Source organism: Flagellimonas meishanensis (assembly GCF_019880545.1).
Taxonomy (GTDB): Bacteria; Bacteroidota; Bacteroidia; order Flavobacteriales; family Flavobacteriaceae; genus Flagellimonas; species Flagellimonas meishanensis.
Window position 1 is genome coordinate 1,192,937 of sequence record NZ_JAINVW010000003.1, and the last position, 17,695, is coordinate 1,210,631.

16 protein-coding genes and 1 tRNA gene are annotated in these 17,695 nt (G+C 43.2%); 4 read left to right on the forward strand and 13 right to left on the reverse strand.

Annotated features, from left to right (window positions below; all coding sequences use genetic code 11):
• Positions 1-56 precede the first annotated feature (56 nt).
• From K7G75_RS13445 to K7G75_RS13480, 8 genes are all read right to left on the reverse strand, one after another.
• The gene (locus K7G75_RS13445; protein ID WP_222984756.1) at positions 57-1,373 is read right to left on the reverse strand and encodes a DUF3570 domain-containing protein; all 1,317 of its coding nucleotides are present in this window, start codon (positions 1,371-1,373) and stop codon (positions 57-59) included.
• 4 nt (positions 1,374-1,377) lie between these two features.
• Positions 1,378-1,587, reverse strand: coding sequence for a DUF4266 domain-containing protein (locus K7G75_RS13450; RefSeq protein WP_222984757.1), 210 nt, complete (start codon positions 1,585-1,587; stop codon positions 1,378-1,380).
• Between the two features lie 9 nt (positions 1,588-1,596).
• Positions 1,597-2,589 (reverse strand): FAD:protein FMN transferase, encoded by a 993-nt coding sequence (locus K7G75_RS13455; protein WP_222984758.1) that lies wholly within the window; start codon positions 2,587-2,589, stop codon positions 1,597-1,599.
• Positions 2,586-3,023, reverse strand: a complete 438-nt coding sequence (locus K7G75_RS13460) for a thioredoxin family protein (protein ID WP_222984759.1) — start codon at positions 3,021-3,023, stop codon at positions 2,586-2,588. Before K7G75_RS13460 ends, K7G75_RS13455 begins: the two co-directional genes overlap by 4 nt.
• A 17-nt stretch (positions 3,024-3,040) precedes the next feature.
• Positions 3,041-3,481: a QcrA and Rieske domain-containing protein gene (locus K7G75_RS13465; RefSeq protein WP_222984760.1), complete on the reverse strand. Its 441-nt coding sequence runs from the start codon at positions 3,479-3,481 to the stop codon at positions 3,041-3,043.
• A 46-nt stretch (positions 3,482-3,527) separates the two neighbouring features.
• On the reverse strand, positions 3,528-4,706 hold the full coding sequence (locus K7G75_RS13470) for an AIR synthase related protein (RefSeq protein ID WP_222984761.1): 1,179 nt from the start codon (positions 4,704-4,706) through the stop codon (positions 3,528-3,530).
• A 65-nt stretch (positions 4,707-4,771) separates the two neighbouring features.
• Positions 4,772-5,764: a serine/threonine dehydratase gene (locus K7G75_RS13475; RefSeq protein ID WP_222984762.1), complete on the reverse strand. Its 993-nt coding sequence runs from the start codon at positions 5,762-5,764 to the stop codon at positions 4,772-4,774.
• Between the two features lie 6 nt (positions 5,765-5,770).
• Positions 5,771-7,957 (reverse strand): glutamine synthetase III family protein, encoded by a 2,187-nt coding sequence (locus K7G75_RS13480; RefSeq protein ID WP_222984763.1) that lies wholly within the window; start codon positions 7,955-7,957, stop codon positions 5,771-5,773.
• Positions 7,958-8,167: 210 nt separating this feature from the next.
• Between K7G75_RS13480 and K7G75_RS13485 the strand changes: the two genes are divergently transcribed.
• Positions 8,168-9,178: a glutamine synthetase beta-grasp domain-containing protein gene (locus tag K7G75_RS13485; RefSeq protein ID WP_222984764.1), complete on the forward strand. Its 1,011-nt coding sequence runs from the start codon at positions 8,168-8,170 to the stop codon at positions 9,176-9,178.
• Between the two features lie 56 nt (positions 9,179-9,234).
• Here K7G75_RS13485 and K7G75_RS13490 read toward each other — a convergent pair whose 3' ends face one another.
• A complete protein-coding gene (locus K7G75_RS13490) occupies positions 9,235-10,173 on the reverse strand; it encodes a calcium/sodium antiporter (protein ID WP_222984765.1) in 939 nt (312 codons plus the stop codon).
• 671 nt (positions 10,174-10,844) lie between these two features.
• Here K7G75_RS13490 and K7G75_RS13495 point away from each other — a divergent pair.
• Both K7G75_RS13495 and K7G75_RS13500 read left to right on the forward strand, forming a co-directional pair.
• Positions 10,845-12,620 carry a DUF885 domain-containing protein gene (locus K7G75_RS13495; RefSeq protein ID WP_417950721.1) on the forward strand — a complete coding sequence of 592 codons (1,776 nt, stop codon included), beginning with the start codon at positions 10,845-10,847 and terminating at the stop codon, positions 12,618-12,620.
• An 88-nt stretch (positions 12,621-12,708) separates the two neighbouring features.
• Entirely contained in the window at positions 12,709-12,852 is a 144-nt protein-coding gene (locus tag K7G75_RS13500; RefSeq protein ID WP_222984766.1) for an SsrA-binding protein, read from the forward strand.
• Here K7G75_RS13500 and K7G75_RS13505 read toward each other — a convergent pair.
• Complete coding sequence (locus tag K7G75_RS13505) at positions 12,849-13,361, reverse strand: adenine phosphoribosyltransferase (protein WP_222984767.1); 513 nt, start codon at positions 13,359-13,361, stop codon at positions 12,849-12,851. The two genes, K7G75_RS13500 and K7G75_RS13505, sit on opposite strands and share 4 nt — an antisense overlap.
• Positions 13,362-13,434: 73 nt before the next feature.
• Here K7G75_RS13505 and K7G75_RS13510 point away from each other — a divergent pair.
• Positions 13,435-13,508: transfer RNA gene (locus K7G75_RS13510), tRNA-Arg, on the forward strand.
• 340 nt (positions 13,509-13,848) lie between these two features.
• Here the strand turns inward: K7G75_RS13510 and K7G75_RS13515 are convergent.
• From K7G75_RS13515 to K7G75_RS13525, 3 genes are all read right to left on the reverse strand, one after another.
• Positions 13,849-15,435 carry a right-handed parallel beta-helix repeat-containing protein gene (locus K7G75_RS13515; protein ID WP_222984768.1) on the reverse strand — a complete coding sequence of 529 codons (1,587 nt, stop codon included), beginning with the start codon at positions 15,433-15,435 and terminating at the stop codon, positions 13,849-13,851.
• A gap of 417 nt (positions 15,436-15,852) precedes the next feature.
• Complete coding sequence (locus tag K7G75_RS13520) at positions 15,853-16,566, reverse strand: LytR/AlgR family response regulator transcription factor (RefSeq protein ID WP_222984769.1); 714 nt, start codon at positions 16,564-16,566, stop codon at positions 15,853-15,855.
• A complete protein-coding gene (locus tag K7G75_RS13525; protein WP_222984770.1) occupies positions 16,563-17,609 on the reverse strand; it encodes a sensor histidine kinase in 1,047 nt (348 codons plus the stop codon). Before K7G75_RS13525 ends, K7G75_RS13520 begins: the two co-directional genes overlap by 4 nt.
• Positions 17,610-17,695: the final 86 nt, after the last annotated feature.

Here is a 17,695-nt window from a genome sequence, read left to right on the forward strand (position 1 = left end):
CACGGTTAAGGCTACGAATTTACGACTTTTGGGTGATTGAACTTATGTGCGCCGCCTCAATTTCCCACAAAAGTGGTGGCCAGGGAGAGTATGTAGGCATTGAGCCCATCACTGCGATCATATTTACTGAAACGTAGGTCGACCGCTTTAAATCCGAAACCAAAAATGGAGGTGTTCTGAAAAATATCCTTGTACTGGACACCCATGCCAAATTGATGCGCTTCGTAAGCGGATAGGTCAAAATCCGAGGTGTAAAACTGAAACGTGGAAAGTGCCTCTTCTTTTTCATAAAAATAATCCGCCCGTGTTTGCGTGTAGTACCGATAGGTGGGATATAGGGTAAAACTGTTGGATACCTTCAAAGGCACCTCCAAACTGGCGGTATGTGAGGTAATGCCCCAATCATCCCAATAAAATCTGTAGTAGGATCGCAATACCACCACATCGTTCAGGAAATAGTTGAGACGACCCCCAAAAGGTACCTTAAATCGACTATCGGGCAGACGTTCCACGTCATCCGCCAATTGAAAATCATCAATAAAAAAATCTCCCACATCACCAAAATATACCCTTTGGAAGGGGGTGCTAAGCAAACCATTCTGTGAGACGAAATCCATAAAAAGGGCCCCTTGGAGCCGCTTTCCCAGAATCTGCGAAATACTTAATGAAAGGGAATAGGAGTTTCGCTGTTCCTTGTCAAACTCAACAAAATTGGGATTGTAGGTGCCAATCCCCATTATCCGGTCATCAAAAAACCCCTCGCGGAGTTCAATGGGATAAATGGTTTTCCACGAATCAAGAAAAACCTGTCCCCCCAAAGATATTTCAGTGTTCTTTTCATTGAACAAGCGTGTATAGCTTCCACCAAAACCAATGGAAACATAGTCATACTCAGATGAAAAATAACCATTTGCGGTCCAAATCGCATTTCGGTCGTCCGAACTGTGCTGATAGGTTGGATTAATGTAGGCCAGCATATCTTTTCTGGACTCTCCGGAGGATGCATCAAAAGGGTTGGCCCCCAATCCGCCGTCCAAGGGATTCACATTGCTGGACGATGCCGAGGTATAGGCTGATAGGCCAACATCCACTGTCAACATATCATCTTCGTTGATTGGCATGCGCAATACAATGGTCGAAGTGGCATCGGTAAGAGCTTCGGTGCCCTCGCCCCCGGTCACCGCGGCGTGCACCCCGTCTTGATCATAATAACTGAACAATAAATCGATCTCACTGGATTCCAATACCTTTTTTTTATAGCTGGTATCCCCCTGTTGGGACCAAATACCGAAGCATGCCAAAAAGCAACATAGTGATGCAATCACATGTCGGCTCGCTCTGAGTGTGTCTTTTTTGAGGTATGAAGTATTCATTTTGTCAATTACAGCCGCAACCGCCTCCTGTTTTGCCCCCGTTGGCCCCGGAAGCGCCTTCCCGGTATATCTGGAAGTTGGTCTCAAAGCGTTCGCAAACTTTTGCGCCCAATTCCATTTCCGTATCGTTAAGGTAGACTTTTTCATACTCCCTAACCACCACGCAGGAGCTTGCAAAAAGTAGTATGAAAATGAAGACCACAAACTTATCCATAGGTTGAATTTACTGATTTGTATCAAAAATAATCCCTGAACTGCGATGTATTTTGTTTTCCGAGTCCACAACCACCACTTCCACACCATCCATTTGGTTGATCAAATGTATACCTGTGTCCTTGCCCATAATGAAAACTGCTGTGGCAAGGGCATCACAAAGTTCGGCCTGCTTTGCAAAAATGGTGACACTATGTATTCCGGTGGTGGGATAACCGGTTCTTGGGTCTATGATATGCGAATACTTTTTCCCGTTCAGCATAAGGTACTTTTCATAATTCCCAGAAGTGGCAACGGACGACTCCACCACGGGCAACCAGCTGAAAACCTTATCCTTGCTCAATGGATTAGCTATGCCAACCAGCCATTTTTCCCCAGTGGACTTGGTGCCCCAAGTGGTTAAGTCTCCCGAGGCATTTATAATCCCCCCTTTCACCTGTTTGGAAATCAGAAGTTCCTTCGCCTTATCGGCCGCGTAACCTTTTCCTATGGCACCAAACCCGATGCGCATGCCCGGTTCCTTCAAAAAGACGGTTTTTTCCTTTTGGTCCAATATAATATTGGAATGACCTACTTTGGCCACGGATTGTTTTATCTGCTGTTCGGATGGCATTTTGTCCATAGACCCATCAAACTTCCAAATGTGGTCCATCGATGCATAGGAAATATCAAAAGCGCCATCCGTTATTTCAGAAATTTTCTTGGAACGTTCAATTAGGTTGAAAAGTTCTGGACTGACCTTTACTGGTACTATCCCAGCATTTCTGTTGACTTTTGAAGTTTCTGAATCATCATCCCAGGATGAAATCAACTTTTCTATACGTTCAATCTCCGAAACGGCCTCATCAATATTTATATATCCGATCTCCTCATTGGGAGCGACCACGGTTATTTCGAACCGGGATCCCATGAGCTTCAATGTTTTTTTTACGGTAACGTTGCCCTCCTGCCCATGGGACATCAAAATAGCAAGGCAGCACGAAAGGACACAGAGCGATTTCATTGCAGGAAACTGTTCAGAAGTGCTATGTATTCCTGAGGAGAGGATTTGGCATAAAAACTGGTCTGTCCCAAGACCAACTGTTTCTTGTCCAACATCACCACAAGTGGAAAGTGTCCTTTGGAGTTAAATTTTTCCGCCAGCGATTTGTTGCTATTCAACTTATTCTCGGACAATTGGTTTTTTTTCCTTCTTGGGAAATCGGCGTTGTACAATATATAGTGGGATGTCGCATAACTTTTGAAGGTATCCGTATCCAGAATGTGCTTCTTGAGACGGATACAGGGCGCGCACCAGTCGGAACCTGAAAATACGAGTACAATAGGTTTGCCCTCTTCATTGGCCCTTTTCAAAGCGGTTTCAAAGCTTTCTTGCCATAATTGTGCGTGGATAGTACCTACACAAAGGAGACATAGTATGGACAAGAACTTTTTCATTCTAATGGGATCATGGGCTACTCGAACACCCGAAGGATGGAACCTTCCAGTTCCAAATTGTACACTTTTATGGGTCTTGCAGGATTGCTGTCTACTTGGTTCAAAGGGGTCCCATCCTGTGCAAACCGCGAACCGTGGACATCACAATAAAAAATGCCCCCCTCTTGGTTCACAAAACGGACCTGATCATAGGATTGATGACTACACACCTGGCTTGCGGCCACGAATTCACCTTCCAGATTTTTGGCCACCACAACCAAGTTTTTAAGTATGAAGCCTCCGTTGGCATTTAGAGGTTGGGCTTCTGCCGAATCAAGGTCTATGGTGAAGTCCACCCCAGTGGGTTCCTCCACAATATCTCCATTTACTTCGTCTTTCGAACAGCCTTGTAAACATGGAAAAGTAAGGGCAAACGCAGCACCGGCACCCAGACTTCGTAGAAATTCTTTTCTTTCCATAGCGTGAGGTTTATAACAAGAACGTTAAAACAGAGGGAATCGTATGCTAATATATAAAGGTTCCGTACTCGCTTTGGATGGTTAATTTTTTGCTTTCGGAGGCCTCCACATGCCCAATGATCCGTGCATCCACATCGAAGCTTTTTGAAATGGAAATAATGTCCTCCGCCACATGCTTGTCCACATAGAGTTCCATGCGGTGTCCACAATTGAAAACCTGGTACATTTCCTTCCAATCCGTGCCGGATTGCTCTTGGATCAGCTGAAATAAAGGTGGTACGGGAAACAAGTTGTCCTTTACGATATGGAGGTCATCCACAAAATGTAGTATTTTGGTCTGAGCGCCTCCACTGCAATGGACCATGCCGTGTAGTTGCGCCGAGGTATATTTTTCCAGTATTCTTTTAATGATGGGAGCATAGGTTCGGGTCGGGGACAAAACCAACTTACCCGCATCCAATGGTGCATTGGACACCTTGTCCGTGAGTGCCATGTTACCTGCATAAATCAATTCATCGGGGACCGAAGCATCAAAACTTTCAGGATATTTTTCTGCTAAATATTTACTGAAAACATCATGTCGCGCCGAGGTGAGTCCATTACTGCCCATACCGCCATTGTATTCGGTTTCGTAAGTGGCCTTACCAAAGGATGCAAGACCCACGATGACATCTCCGGCCTTGATGTTGGCGTTGTCGATGACCTTGGAACGTTCCATTCTTGCCGTTACGGTGGAATCGACTATAATGGTCCGGACCAGATCGCCAACATCTGCTGTTTCTCCACCAGTGGAATAAATTTTCACACCATGCTTGTCCAAATCGGAAATCAATTCCTCAGTGCCATTGATTATGGCCGAAATGACCTCACCGGGTATTAAGTTTTTGTTCCTTCCAATGGTAGACGATAACATAATGTTATCCGTGGCACCTACACAAAGTAGGTCGTCCACGTTCATGATCAGGGCATCTTGGGCTATTCCTTTCCAAACCGAGATATCTCCGGTCTCTTTCCAGTACATATAGGCCAAGGACGATTTGGTGCCAGCACCATCGGCATGCATTATCAAACAGTGTTGCTCACTTCCGGTGAGATAATCTGGGACTATTTTGCAGAAAGCTTTCGGGAAAAGACCCTTATCTATATTCCGAATGGCCTTGTGTACATCTTCCTTTGAGGCTGAAACCCCACGCTGTGCGTATCTTTTGCTAGCGTCCGCTGACATAAAAGTGGTTTGGGCAAAAATAAGGAAACTGTGTGCCATTCCCCATCTTTTTCAAGATAGGTTTTTCACTCAAAATGGATGGGTAGGACCTCCAACCAATCTCTTTCCCATATTTTTTGGGTGGTTGCCTGGTCCATATTGCCTCCTGAAATCACCATGAGCACGCGCTGTTTGGATTCCATTGTGCCCAACCATCTCTTGATGGCTTCCATGCTCATGGCGCAAGTGGGTTCAATTCGGCATTTCAATAAATGAGTCAACCATTGGGTCCAGTAGATGATATATTTTTCTTCGATTTCATAGAAATCGTCCAGTTGTTTCAAATATTCAAATGTGATATCCCCAACAGTCATGGTCATGGCACCGTCGGCAAGCGTGTCGGGTGGTGCGGATAAACGCTGGATGCTTCCCTTTCGCAACGATTCTGCGGCATCATTGGCATTTAAAGGCTCTACGCCAATTACCTTGGTTTTTGGTGATAACCCTCTTGTTGCGATTAGGGAACCGGACAACAGACCTCCTCCACCGCAGGGTGCAAAAACGGCATCTATGTTGTCCAGGTGGGTCAGCGACTCGTAGACCGCCGTGCCCTGCCCGCAAATGACCTGCTCATGGTTAAATGGTGGTATCCAATAGACTCCTTTTTCGGCAGCGGCCTCTTGCACTTTTTGGTCCGTAATGTCCCTAGTGCTACTTAGAACAACTTCCGCACCGTATGATTTGGTAGCCTGTATCTTCACTTTAGAAGAATATTCCGGCATAAAAATGGTGACTGGGATACCAAAACTGTGGGCGGCATAGGCCACAGCCTGCGCATGGTTCCCAGAACTATTGGCCACAATGCGGCTTGGCACCTTTCCATTTTCCTTTAACCATGCTACCGTGTTGCATGCTCCCCTGGCCTTGAAAGCGCCAATTTTTTGAAAATTCTCGGCCTTAAAAAAAATTTCATGGCCCAACCACTGGTTTAAAAGTGAAGAGGTTAAAATGGGTGTTTCACGGACATGCCCTTCAATCCGGTTTCGGGCTTTTACTATGTCATGCAAATTCAAGCTCACCTGATGTTATTTAGCAAACAGCAACTCCCTGTATTTGGCAAATGGCCATAGGTCATCGGCCACAAGTCGCTCCAATTTGTCCGTATGTGAACGGATAGAATCGAAATAGGGCTTCACATTGTCACAATAGGCCTTTGCTTTCTTGTTGATGGCAGTTAAATTGTTAGCCCGCTTTCGGGCTTCAATCATTTCATCGGTTTGTTTTTTGATTTCCGATATATGCTCTCCAATTTGCTCTAGAATGTTCAATTGTCCTTCTGCCACTTTCTTGTGGGCCGCTCCATATACTTCCTTTAGGCTATTTATGTTCTGTAGAAGCAAATTTTGATAACGAATGGCCGCAGGGAGTATGTGGGTATATACCATCTCACCCAGTATCCTTCCCTCTATCTGGATGTGCATGACATAGGCGCCAAGTTCCACTTCCTGATGCGCCCGTAGCTCCACCTCGTTCATAACCTCCATTTCCTTGAACAACGCTATGGTTTCGTTTGAAGTGAGCACCTGAAGGGCCTCAGGGGTATTTTTATTGTTGCTCAACTTTCTTCTACGGGCTTCCTCTTGCCATTCGGTGCCGTAGCCGTCTCCTTCAAATCGGATTCTTTTGGAGGTTTTGATGTATTCTCTCAACACGTTGAAGATGGCTTCATCCTTCTTGAGGTTTTTCTTGTCGATGAGTGCGTCCACTTCCTTTTTGAACTGTCTTAGCTGTTTGGCCACGATCGTGTTGAGGATGGTCATGGGCTTGGCACAGTTCATTTTGGAGCCAACGCCCCTCATTTCAAACTTATTTCCGGTAAAGGCAAAAGGAGAAGTACGATTTCTATCAGTGTTATCCAACAGAATTTCCGGGATTTTGCCGACCACATTCAATTTGAGCTCGGTTTTTTCCTCTGGTGATAATTTTCCTTTGGAAACACCCTCAAGTTCATCCAGCACATTGCTCAATTGTTTTCCTATAAAAATGGAAAGAATGGATGGCGGAGCCTCATTGGCACCCAACCTATGGTCGTTACTTGCCGAGGCTATGGATGAGCGCAAAAGCTCTTCATGGGTATCCACAGCTTTTATGGTATTCACAAAAAAGGTCAAAAACTGCAGGTTTTTCATCGGTGTAGAGCCAGGGCTGAGCAAATTAACGCCTGTATCGGTTTCCAGTGACCAATTGTTATGCTTGCCAGAACCGTTGATTCCCGCAAAGGGTTTTTCATGAAAGAGGACCATGAAACCATGGCGGTCTGCTATTTCCTCCATGACGTCCATCAACAATAGGTTATGATCCACCGAAAGGTTGGCCTCCTCAAAAACGGGTGCCAGCTCAAATTGGTTAGGGGCAACTTCATTATGGCGCGTTTTAACGGGAATGCCCAGCCTGATGCATTGTTTTTCCAAATCGCTCATGAAACTCAACACCCTAGGCGGAATCACTCCAAAATAATGGTCGTCCAATTGCTGTCCCTTGGCCGCCGCATTCCCGACCAACGTTCTACCCGTCATTACCAAATCGGGCCTAGATTGTGCCAATTCCCTATCCACCAAAAAATATTCCTGTTCCCATCCCAGGGTGGCCTGCACCTTGCGTACGGTTTTGTCAAAATACTGAGCCACCCCCGTCGCTGCTTGGTCCATGGCATGAAGTGCCCTCAACAAGGGAGCCTTGTTGTCCAAAGCCTCTCCGGTATAGGCCACAAAGATGGTTGGTATGCACAGTGTGGTTTTATAGATAAAAGCGGGTGAGGAAGGGTCCCATGCGGTATAGCCACGTGCTTCAAACGTATTTCGGATGCCCCCACTGGGGAAACTGGACGCATCAGGTTCTTGCTGAACAAGTTGGGCACCTCCAAACTTTTCCATGGCCCTTCCATCCGAAATTATATCGAAGAAAGCATCATGTTTTTCTGCAGTGGCTCCTGTTAAGGGCTGAAACCAATGGGTGTAATGCGTAGCTCCCATGGAAAGGGCCCAGGCTTTCATGCCCTCTGCCACTTGATCCGCAATTTTCCTGTCAATCTTACTGCCTTGAAAAATGGCGGATTTCACATTATCAAAGGCTTCTTTGGTCAAAAATTGAAGCATTTTCTCTTCATTGAAAACTTGCTTTCCAAAGAGTTCCGAACGTTTTATGGGTTCCTCGATATGGGTATGCTGTCTCTGTGGGGCATTCCTGAGAGCCTCAAATCTCAAATTTGGCATGGTTGTCTTTTTATATACAAAGCTACAATTAACAATTTAATAATAAAACGAATAAAAATTACTTTAATTTTCATTATACCCCCCAATAAATAGGGGTAATACAAATATTGGTCGAATAATTGTTAATTTGACCCTATAAATTTCATATTGTAACATTGAATAAGCTATTTTTGTCAATCGAAAATTTGAGAACAAATAACTACCTTAATTATGAGCAAATCTAAATTAGAGTACATCTGGTTGGACGGTTACACTCCTACGGCCAACATGAGAAGTAAAACAAAGATTGAAAAAGACTTCAGTGGTAAGTTGGAGGACTGCCCGATGTGGTCTTTTGATGGAAGTTCCACGCAGCAAGCTGAAGGTGGTTCATCCGATTGTCTATTGAAACCGGTTGCGATTTTTCCAGATCCTGCAAGAAAGAATGGATACTTGGTGATCGCTGAGGTTATGAATCCTGACGGAACACCCCATGAGAGCAATTCCAGGGCCACCATTGATGATGAAAATGATGACTTCTGGTTTGGATTTGAGCAAGAATATTTCATAATGGACACCCATACCCAACTGCCCCTGGGCTTCCCGGTGGGAGGTTATCCCGGACCCCAAGGGCTTTACTACTGCTCCGTGGGAGGTAGGAACACCCATGGTAGGGAAATCGTGGAACGCCATGCCGATATGTGCCTAGAGGCCGGATTGAACTTTGAGGGAATAAACCAAGAAGTGGCTTGCGGACAGTGGGAATTCCAGATTTTTGCCAAGGGAGCAAAAAATGCCGGAGACCAAGTTTGGGCAGCGCGCTATATGCTGGATAGGCTAACAGAAGATTACGGTTACTATATAGAATATCACCCAAAGCCCATTAAAGGGGATTGGAACGGTTCTGGTATGCACGCCAATTTCTCCAACAGTGTGTTGAGAACAGCAGGCAAGAAGGAAACGTATGAAAAAATCTGCGAAGCTTTCCGTCCGGTCACCAAAGAGCACATTGCCGTTTACGGTGAGTTCAACGACCAACGATTGACAGGTTTGCATGAGACCCAATCCATAAATCAGTTCAGCTATGGCGTGTCCGATAGAGGTGCTTCCATTAGAATACCGATTGCCACCGTGGAAAGCGGATGGAAAGGATGGTTGGAAGACAGGAGACCGGCATCCAACGCAGATCCTTATAAGGTTGCGGCCCGCATCATCAAGACCGTGAAGTCTGCCAAGGTCTAAAAAATTGGTAAATTAATTGTTGATTAGGAAGAACCGCTCCGTTATGGGGCGGTTTTTTATTGTACGGTCAGATATACAAATCCAGCATAGAACAGCAATAGCACCAAACCATCCCGCCATCCCAATCGCAGACCTTTCGGAAAGAATACCAAAGGAAGAATTAAGAAAGAGATGCCCAACATCCAGAAAATATCACTGGAAAGTAGGCCTTGGTCCATTACGGTTATGGGAGTGATTATGGAAGCAATCCCCAAAACCGCCAAAAGGTTGAAAATGTTAGATCCGATAAGATTCCCCAGGGAAATGGCCTTTTCCTTTTTCAGAATGGCAATTACAGAGGCCGCCAATTCGGGTATGCTGGTCCCCACGGAGACCACCGTTATTCCTATTATCCTGTCGCTTACCCCAAAAGTAGAGGCCAATCCCACGGCCCCATCAATCAAAAGTTCAGAGCCTCCCCACAGTGCGGCACCACCAATTCCCAAGTACAAAACGGTCTTGTACCATGGTAAAATAACATCATCCTCCGGCATTTCGTCCACGACCGCTGTTTTTTGAAACCTAAGCAAATAGACCAAAAACAGGAACAAAAGACAGACCATAATGATTCCCTCATAGCGCTGAAGCACCCCATCAAAATAGATGAAACCACAAAAAAGAAGGGAAGCCACCATCATCACGGGCCAATCCGTGGAATAAAAACTAGGCCTTACGTCTATGCTTCCCAAAAGCACGGTCACCGCCAAGACCAATCCTAAATTGGCAATGTTGGATCCCACAACATTGCCCAAGGCCAGGTCGGGAAAACCATCCAATGCGGCCTTTACACTCACTATGAGCTCAGGTGCAGATGTGGCAAAGGAAACAACCGTCATCCCAATTACAATTTTTGGAATGGAAAGTCTTAGGGACAAGGCAACGGCCGATTTCAATAGCCAATTTCCACCTGCAATGAGCAGGGCAAGTCCAACGATTATAAGCAGCGTGTTTTCCAATGAGGCAATTTTTGCGCAAATATAACGGATGATTCCTTCAAGTTATCATAAATGGAAAAAGCATGAGGTAAAATACCTGTTATAAGCATGGTAAAACCGAGTCTGGATCCCACGCAAATTTTGAAAGACAGTTCACTCCCAGCAAACGAAAACTGAAAATTTACCCCTTTTTTGAATGAATTGCCCCTTGGTTTTTGAAATCATCCCAAAAACATGCCTACAAAAGTTATTATTTGTAATAATAAATTAAAATATGAATTACAATTTATCACTTGATTCAAGGGCGATTATAAATATTGAAGAGGTCAAGTATTTATTTACCTACAATCCTATATGCAATTGTATAGATTTTGTTTCAAAAGTTTGGAAACGTGATTTTTCTCATTTTATATTAAAAAATCAAAACCATAAAAAACATTTTTTCTAACCGTTAAAAGAACAATTTCAATGATAGTGATCGTAAAAATCTTAGTGGCCTTACTTCTCCAGCTCCTGACCATTATTTTTGTATGATGCGCCCAACTTCAATCAAAAAAATGGTTCATGAAAATGCATTACTGGCAGCCAAGTCAAATCGGCATGTAACGCAAAACCCATCGAAGGATTTCTTTAACAGTTTTGAACGTTGCTATTTGTTACTTTTAGCACCAATCATTTAAAAACTGTCCAAAGTGAAAAAAATACCAGTTATCCTTGTTGCTGTATTGATGGTGATTTCTTGCAAGCAAGATAAAAAGGAAGATACCCAAAACACCAGTGAGGATTTTCAAGCGCTGCTTGATAGCTATTATGAAGATGGACTTAAGTTGAGCCCCATCAGTGCGACAATGGCAGGGGACAATAGGTACAACGACCTCTTCGAAAATCCGCTCTCTGAAGAATATGCGACCAAATCCAAGGCGCACTTTCAAAATTATTTGGAAAAGCTATCGGAATTTCCTGATGAGCAACTATCGCCCAGCGAACGGATGACCAAGGCCATTTTGAAGTGGGAATGCGATATCAATCTGGCGGAATTCCAATATAATGCCGACCTCACCCCCATTGACCAAATGTGGTCCGTGAACCTATTTATTGGACAATTGGCAAGCGGAGCCAGCGCACAACCTTTTAAAACTGTTGGGGACTACCAAAATTGGTTGAAAAGGGTGAATGGTTACCTGGAATGGATGGCCAGCGCAGAAGAAAAAATGAAAAAGGGGATGGAAACGGGGCATGTGCTTCCAAAATCACTCATTGTTAAAGTTCTTCCCCAATTGGAGTCCTTGACTATTAAAGACTTGGATGAACATCTTTTTTATCAGCCTATAAAAAATATGCCTTCTGACTTTACCAAAGAGGAAAAAACCATGTTGACCAATGCATATACCACGATGGTAAGTGAGAGGGTAATTCCGGCCTATGAAAAGCTCCATGCCTTTATGAGCGGACCCTATTTTGAGGCCGGCCGCGAATCCAGCGGCATTCAAGGTGAGCCGGATGGTGATGCCTATTATGCCCATCAGATTAAAAAGTATACCACGACCAACATGACCGCTGATGAAATACATAAACTGGGACTGAGTGAGGTGGCCCGAATCCGTTCGGAAATGGAAAAAATAAAGGAGCAGGTGGGTTTTGAAGGTGACTTGAAGGCGTTTTTTGACTTTGTTAGGAGCAATAGGCAACTTATGCCCTACACGGATGCCCAACAGGTCATTGACAATTTCAATGAAATCCATGATAGAATGAAACCCCAGTTGGAAAAGCTGTTCGACATGAAGCCCAAAACTCCGTTTGAAGTGCGACGCACGGAGGCTTTCAGGGAAAAATCGGCCAGTGCCGAATACAACCCAGGGTCTTTGGATGGCACTCGACCAGGAATCTTCTACGTTCCCATTCCCAATGCGGAAGAATACAATGTGTACTCAGACGAGTCCTTATTCCTCCATGAGGCCATACCGGGTCATCACTATCAGATATCCTTGACACAGGAGAATGACGACCTGCCCAAATTCAGAAAGACACTTTGGTACAGTGGTTATGGCGAAGGATGGGCACTTTATAGTGAATCCCTTGGCAAGGAACTGGGCTTGTACACAGACCCCTATCAAGTTTTTGGCATGTTGGGTGCCGAAATGCACCGTGCCATACGATTGGTAGTAGATTCGGGTCTCCATGCCAAAGCTTGGACCCGTGAACAGGCCATCCAGTATTCCTTGGATAATGAAGCCGAGTCGGAAGCCAGTATAATCTCGGAAATAGAACGCTATATGGCCAATCCAGGCCAGGCGTTGTCCTATAAGATTGGGCAGTTGAAAATTATAGAGCTTCGAAAAAAGGCCGAGGAAATCTTAGGTAACAAATTTGACGTTCGCAAATTCCACAATGAGGTATTGGAGACCGGATGTATTCCCTTGGCGCTTCTTGAGGAAAAAATAAACGCCTGGATTGAATCCAATAAATGACAATCAAAAGGGCTGCCCATGGCGGCCATTCTTTCTTTCTGAAAATCAGTCCAGTATTGCGTATATTTACATCAGACAATTCTAGACCATGTTTTATAAATTATTGGCCAAAGTGAACAAGGCCCTTCTCCCCTCGTACACCAAAAAAGGGCTCGATCTTGCCAAGGCTTCCAAATGGCAATTGGCCATTATTGGATGGAGGTATTATGTCACAACAAGAGCTTTAGACTAGTATTGAAGCAATGACCTTATCTGGTGACCGTTGAGCTTTTCATCGCCTCTTAGATAAGTTAGGTGTATCAGAAAGTTGCACTGGACCACCTCACCCCCCAACTTTTCAACGAGCTCGCATACCGCTTTGGCGGTGCCTCCCGTAGCCAAAACATCGTCATGAACCAAAACTTTTTCCCCTTTTGCTATGGCATCGGTATGAATTTCCAAGATATCCTGCCCATACTCCAATTCGTACGAAGCTTTCAAAGTTGAAAAAGGCAGCTTTCCTTTTTTTCGAACGGGAACAAAGCCTGCTTGCAATCTGGAAGCCATTAAGGGCGCAAAAATAAACCCGCGACTATCCACCCCGACCACCTTGTCCACTTTTTGATCCTGAACCATATCCAATAACTGATCACAGGCTTTGAGCAGCATCTTGTGATTTTGCAACAGCGGGGTAATGTCTTTGAAAACTACTCCGGGCTTGGGAAAGTCCACGATATCCCGAATAAAGGGTTGAAAATCCATAGGTTTTCAGTTACGACGGTTTTGCCATAAAGGTAAAAAGAAATATATTTGCACCCCCTTTTAACGGGAACATGGCCTCGTGGCGCAACTGAATAGCGCATCTGATTACGGCTCAGAAGGTTGCAGGTTTGAATCCTGCCGAGGTCACTTATACCTATCAAATAAATTAAAAAAGTCTGTAAATCATTGGTTTACGGACTTTTTACTTTTTAACTCATCTACTTAATTTCAAATGAATCATGCAATTATCGGAAAATTCGATGTCCTCTTTTTCGTAATTTGCAAATGGCGACCTGTTTATCCAAAGAAATTGTATAAACGACCGCCTCGCTTTAGGTGAGCCTTGCAGGATACCATGGAGGTCCCAAACGGAAAAAGCAGATTTCCAGATTTATGAAAGCCTTAAATACGAATTCTTGGGTATTGTGGAATTCCAAAAGCAATGGTTTGAATCAATCAATGCAGAATATGTGTTTTGGAAATTAAATTAGTGCACCAAAAATTTTTTGGCGATATGATCATTCTCTATCATCATCAAACATAAATAAATGCCTTTTGGGAGATTTTCATTACCATATGCTATCTTGTAGACTCCCTCAGCATGCTTTTCGTTTACCAACTCTTTTACAAATTGCCCCATAGTATTATATATTTTAATCTGAACATGGGAAGGACTTGATAAACTATACTGAATATTCTGTCCAGCCACTTGTAATATTTGTTCATTTAATATTTCTTCATTTATTGAAGTCAATAGTTCCTCGTCGACACATCGGTTCGCCGGAATAGATGGCCTTTTAAATTCATATGCACCAATATCCCATGGACCTGTACGAACCTCGTTCGCAAAATCAAAAGCAACATCAATGATTTCGCCTGCCAGAGTCTTAAAGCTCCATTGCGTTCCTGCATCAATTACGGGACTACTATCTCGTACATGCCAATCACGCATTGGATCAATAAATTGGGGATCAACATCATATATGCCACGCTCTTCCAAAGGCGGGTTGGGTGCATTGTAATAGAGGTTGTGATCCGTAGTGAGTCCAGACCCGATCCCACTAAATAAAGCTACTTCATCCTGAATATTGTAAAAAATGTTATTCTTAAAAGTTGGATTTACAACTACAGTATCAGTTTGCAAAGTAAACATCCCATGTTTGGTTCCGATGACTACATTATTATAAAAACCACAATCTATACCACTAATAATTGCCAAAGGGCGCTCTATAAGTCCGGGGGACTCCGAAACAATGATATTATTGAATGCAACGCTATTCCTTGCCTGTACCGGACTACCGGGAGGTGAACTTCCCCCAAGAACAATTCCATATCCTCCACCGGTCATTTGCACAGTGTCATTGTGTATATAATTACCATAAATAAGATTGTCCTTTGGATCAAGATATTTAACCAAAATGTGAACTCGGCCAATATTATATAAGTGATTGTTACGGATAATGGAGCTATTCGCGGGAGTACAATCAATACCATCATGCGTAAAATCGTAGATGTAATTGTTCTCAATTATGATATCATTTACCAAATGTGTTTTAATGGCTTCTTCATAACCATTATGGATCACATTTCCCCTTACACGACAGTGATGTCCTCCTTTATCTTCAGGGGCGCCCTCCGTAAGGTCCTTATAAAATGTAAGGATGTGGTTCCAAGTAGGGTTTGGGTCATTGGGCGTCGGGTTTGCTTTTTTTATCTGTGTTATTTCAAAATCCTCAATGTTTATATAGGGCACGGTTACATATATTCTTCCCCAACTCTTGCCCAAGTCAAATACAATTTTTGCTCCTTGCGGGTTGGCAGATTTAAATACGATTGGTTTTTCCTTGGTGCCCCCAACGGTTGTAATCTCTATCCGATTTCGTTCTATGTACGTCCCGTCATGGAATAGAACTGTATCACCCGGTTTAACGGTTTTTACAATATCGAAAAATGTATTTTCCGCTCCTGGGTACACATTAATCGTTTGGGCATAGAGATATGTTTGTAAAGAGACACAGAAGAAGAGCAATATAACAGCTATAAATACGCTATTCAAGTAGGCTAAGTGTTTCATAATGATTAAATTATCAATAATAATTATTTGTTAGAAAACACTGAATATTCCTTTATAAGCAATGTAATCTAAAAGCTGCTCAGACGAACTGTTAGTGAGTCCATGGACAATCTTTTAAATTTTGCAATCTAAAGAACGATAATCAGTGAGGTCTTAAAGAAAATCCAGTTTGATTTGAGGCAAATCCCTGGATAAAAGGTTGAAGATCTGAACTGGTCCTAATTAACTATAGGCATAAAGTCCATTACTAAAGTAATGATTTTTTATTCATGAAAACAGAATGGCAAAATCATGTAAGGGTTGGGTTGAATATAAATACATGGCAAAGCTATTAACTTTCTGCACGCTGTGCTCGCATGGAAACATCGAAGGTAGTGTCATAGCAGTCACAACAAAGCAATGCCAAAATCAAAATTCCTATGGATGCAGCGTTTTGATCTTTGAAAAAAACTGTTCCCTATAGGTATTTCCAATGGACAGCTCCGTACCCGCTATCTCCACGGAATCGATACCATAGGTCTTGATTTTCTCCAGAGCAATTATATACGATTTATGGATTCTTGCAAACTTGTCAGGAGGAAGTGTTTTCTCCAAATGTGCAAGTCTTTCATAGACCACCAAAACCCCATTTTCCTCCAAATGGATCTTAACGTAGTTGCTCAGCCCTTCTATCATAACAATCTCATCATAATGCACCTTCACATTTTTTCTATCCGATTTGAAGTAGGTATAGGCCCGTTCCTGTGCAATATTGCTGTTTTTTGATTGATGGGCACTTTCAATTTTTTTCTTGGCCTTGTTAATGGCCATCAAAAAACGTTCAAATGAATACGGTTTGAGCAGATAATCAAGTACGCTCAGCTCAAAACCTTCTACGGCAAACTCCCGATAAGCCGTGGTAATGATGGTCTCGGGAGGGTTTTTCAAGGTTTTCAAGAACCCCAGACCAGAAAGTTTAGGCATTTCGATATCCAGAAAAAGTAGGTCAATGTGATGCTTCTCCAAAACTTCCATTGCTTCGAGGGCATTATCGCAGGTACCATATAGCTCCACTCCCGGAGTGTCTTCCAAATATCCTTTTATGATCTTTTGGGCAATGGGTTCATCGTCTACTATCAGGCACCTGATCATTGATCTTTTGTGTTAAAGGTAATCTCCATGACCACCGAAAAAGTTTTGTCTTCACTCTTTATTTCCAATGTATGTCTATCTTCAAACAACAATTCTAACCTTCTGCTAATATTTTTGAGCCCCAATCCCTCGCTGTTCCCATCTTCCCTTACTGAAGGGACGCTATTCGCAATTTTGAACATCAAACTGTCCGTGCCCGCAATTAGCTTAATATCAATCCATCCTTTTTTAACCTCGTTGTGTATTCCATGCTTAAAGGCATTTTCCACCAAAGGAATCAAAATAAGGGGCGGAATTTGTAGATTCTCCGTTTCACCCTCTACGCTAAAAGAAATATCCATTCGTTTGCCAAATCGCTCTTCTTGCAAAGCGATGATGTCCTTTATGAGCTCGATTTCCTTGGTGAGGGATACCTTGTTCATAGCAGATTCATACAAGGTATAGCTCAAAATATCCGACAATTTTAGAATCAGGTTTGGTGTCTTGTCCGATTTTTCCAAGGCCAGGCCATAAATGCTGTTCAAGGTGTTGAACAGAAAATGTGGGTTTATTTGGGATTTTAAAAATTTTAGCTCCGCATTCTTCTTTTCTTCCCTTAGCAATTCCGTTTCCTTTCTTTGGTTGAACCAATCCGAAAACAGTTTGAACCCTGCCGTAAAAGCAACCGGGGAAACTATAATCAGGGCATTCTGCAATAATCTCGGTAAATTGAACACATCCGTGATGTGCCCATCCATCCAATGTGGAAAAAACTTGGGGTATCCCCAATAAAGTACAAAATAACGATGTGCAATGGCAGTTACGGCCAGCACCAGGATCAATGTCGCAAAATAGGTCAGCAGTTTATTGCGATAAAGAATCCTTGGTATCAGTACAAACCAGTTCACATATACAGCAATCAATCTTGATGGGAGGAAAAGCAATTCAAAAATGATGGCATCCTTCAGCGAATCACTATAACTCCATTCCGAAATGGCAAAGGAGAACATGATAACAACCCAGAAAAGGATGTGGTACACTACATATTTTGTGCTGGATTTCATGTCCTAAAATTATCAAACCTAACCCTTTTATTTCCATTATCCCCCCAATATTATGCATAGTATGGTATAAATTATTCCAAATGGGC

What these genes read in the sequence shown, in the direction of transcription:
- K7G75_RS13455 (WP_222984758.1), bottom strand. Translation starts at nt 2,589, where the DNA reads ATGAAATCGCTCTGTGTCCTTTCGTGCTGCCTTGCTATTTTGATGTCC.
- K7G75_RS13505 (WP_222984767.1), bottom strand. Translation starts at nt 13,361, where the DNA reads ATGGATTTTCAACCCTTTATTCGGGATATCGTGGACTTTCCCAAGCCC.
- K7G75_RS13520 (WP_222984769.1), bottom strand. Translation starts at nt 16,566, where the DNA reads ATGATCAGGTGCCTGATAGTAGACGATGAACCCATTGCCCAAAAGATC.
- K7G75_RS13450 (WP_222984757.1), bottom strand. Translation starts at nt 1,587, where the DNA reads ATGGATAAGTTTGTGGTCTTCATTTTCATACTACTTTTTGCAAGCTCC.
- K7G75_RS13465 (WP_222984760.1), bottom strand. Translation starts at nt 3,481, where the DNA reads ATGGAAAGAAAAGAATTTCTACGAAGTCTGGGTGCCGGTGCTGCGTTT.
- K7G75_RS13500 (WP_222984766.1), top strand. Translation starts at nt 12,709, where the DNA reads ATGTTTTATAAATTATTGGCCAAAGTGAACAAGGCCCTTCTCCCCTCG.
- K7G75_RS13515 (WP_222984768.1), bottom strand. Translation starts at nt 15,435, where the DNA reads ATGAAACACTTAGCCTACTTGAATAGCGTATTTATAGCTGTTATATTG.
- K7G75_RS13485 (WP_222984764.1), top strand. Translation starts at nt 8,168, where the DNA reads ATGAGCAAATCTAAATTAGAGTACATCTGGTTGGACGGTTACACTCCT.
- K7G75_RS13460 (WP_222984759.1), bottom strand. Translation starts at nt 3,023, where the DNA reads ATGAAAAAGTTCTTGTCCATACTATGTCTCCTTTGTGTAGGTACTATC.
- K7G75_RS13445 (WP_222984756.1), bottom strand. Translation starts at nt 1,373, where the DNA reads ATGAATACTTCATACCTCAAAAAAGACACACTCAGAGCGAGCCGACAT.
- K7G75_RS13525 (WP_222984770.1), bottom strand. Translation starts at nt 17,609, where the DNA reads ATGAAATCCAGCACAAAATATGTAGTGTACCACATCCTTTTCTGGGTT.
- K7G75_RS13470 (WP_222984761.1), bottom strand. Translation starts at nt 4,706, where the DNA reads ATGTCAGCGGACGCTAGCAAAAGATACGCACAGCGTGGGGTTTCAGCC.
- K7G75_RS13480 (WP_222984763.1), bottom strand. Translation starts at nt 7,957, where the DNA reads ATGCCAAATTTGAGATTTGAGGCTCTCAGGAATGCCCCACAGAGACAG.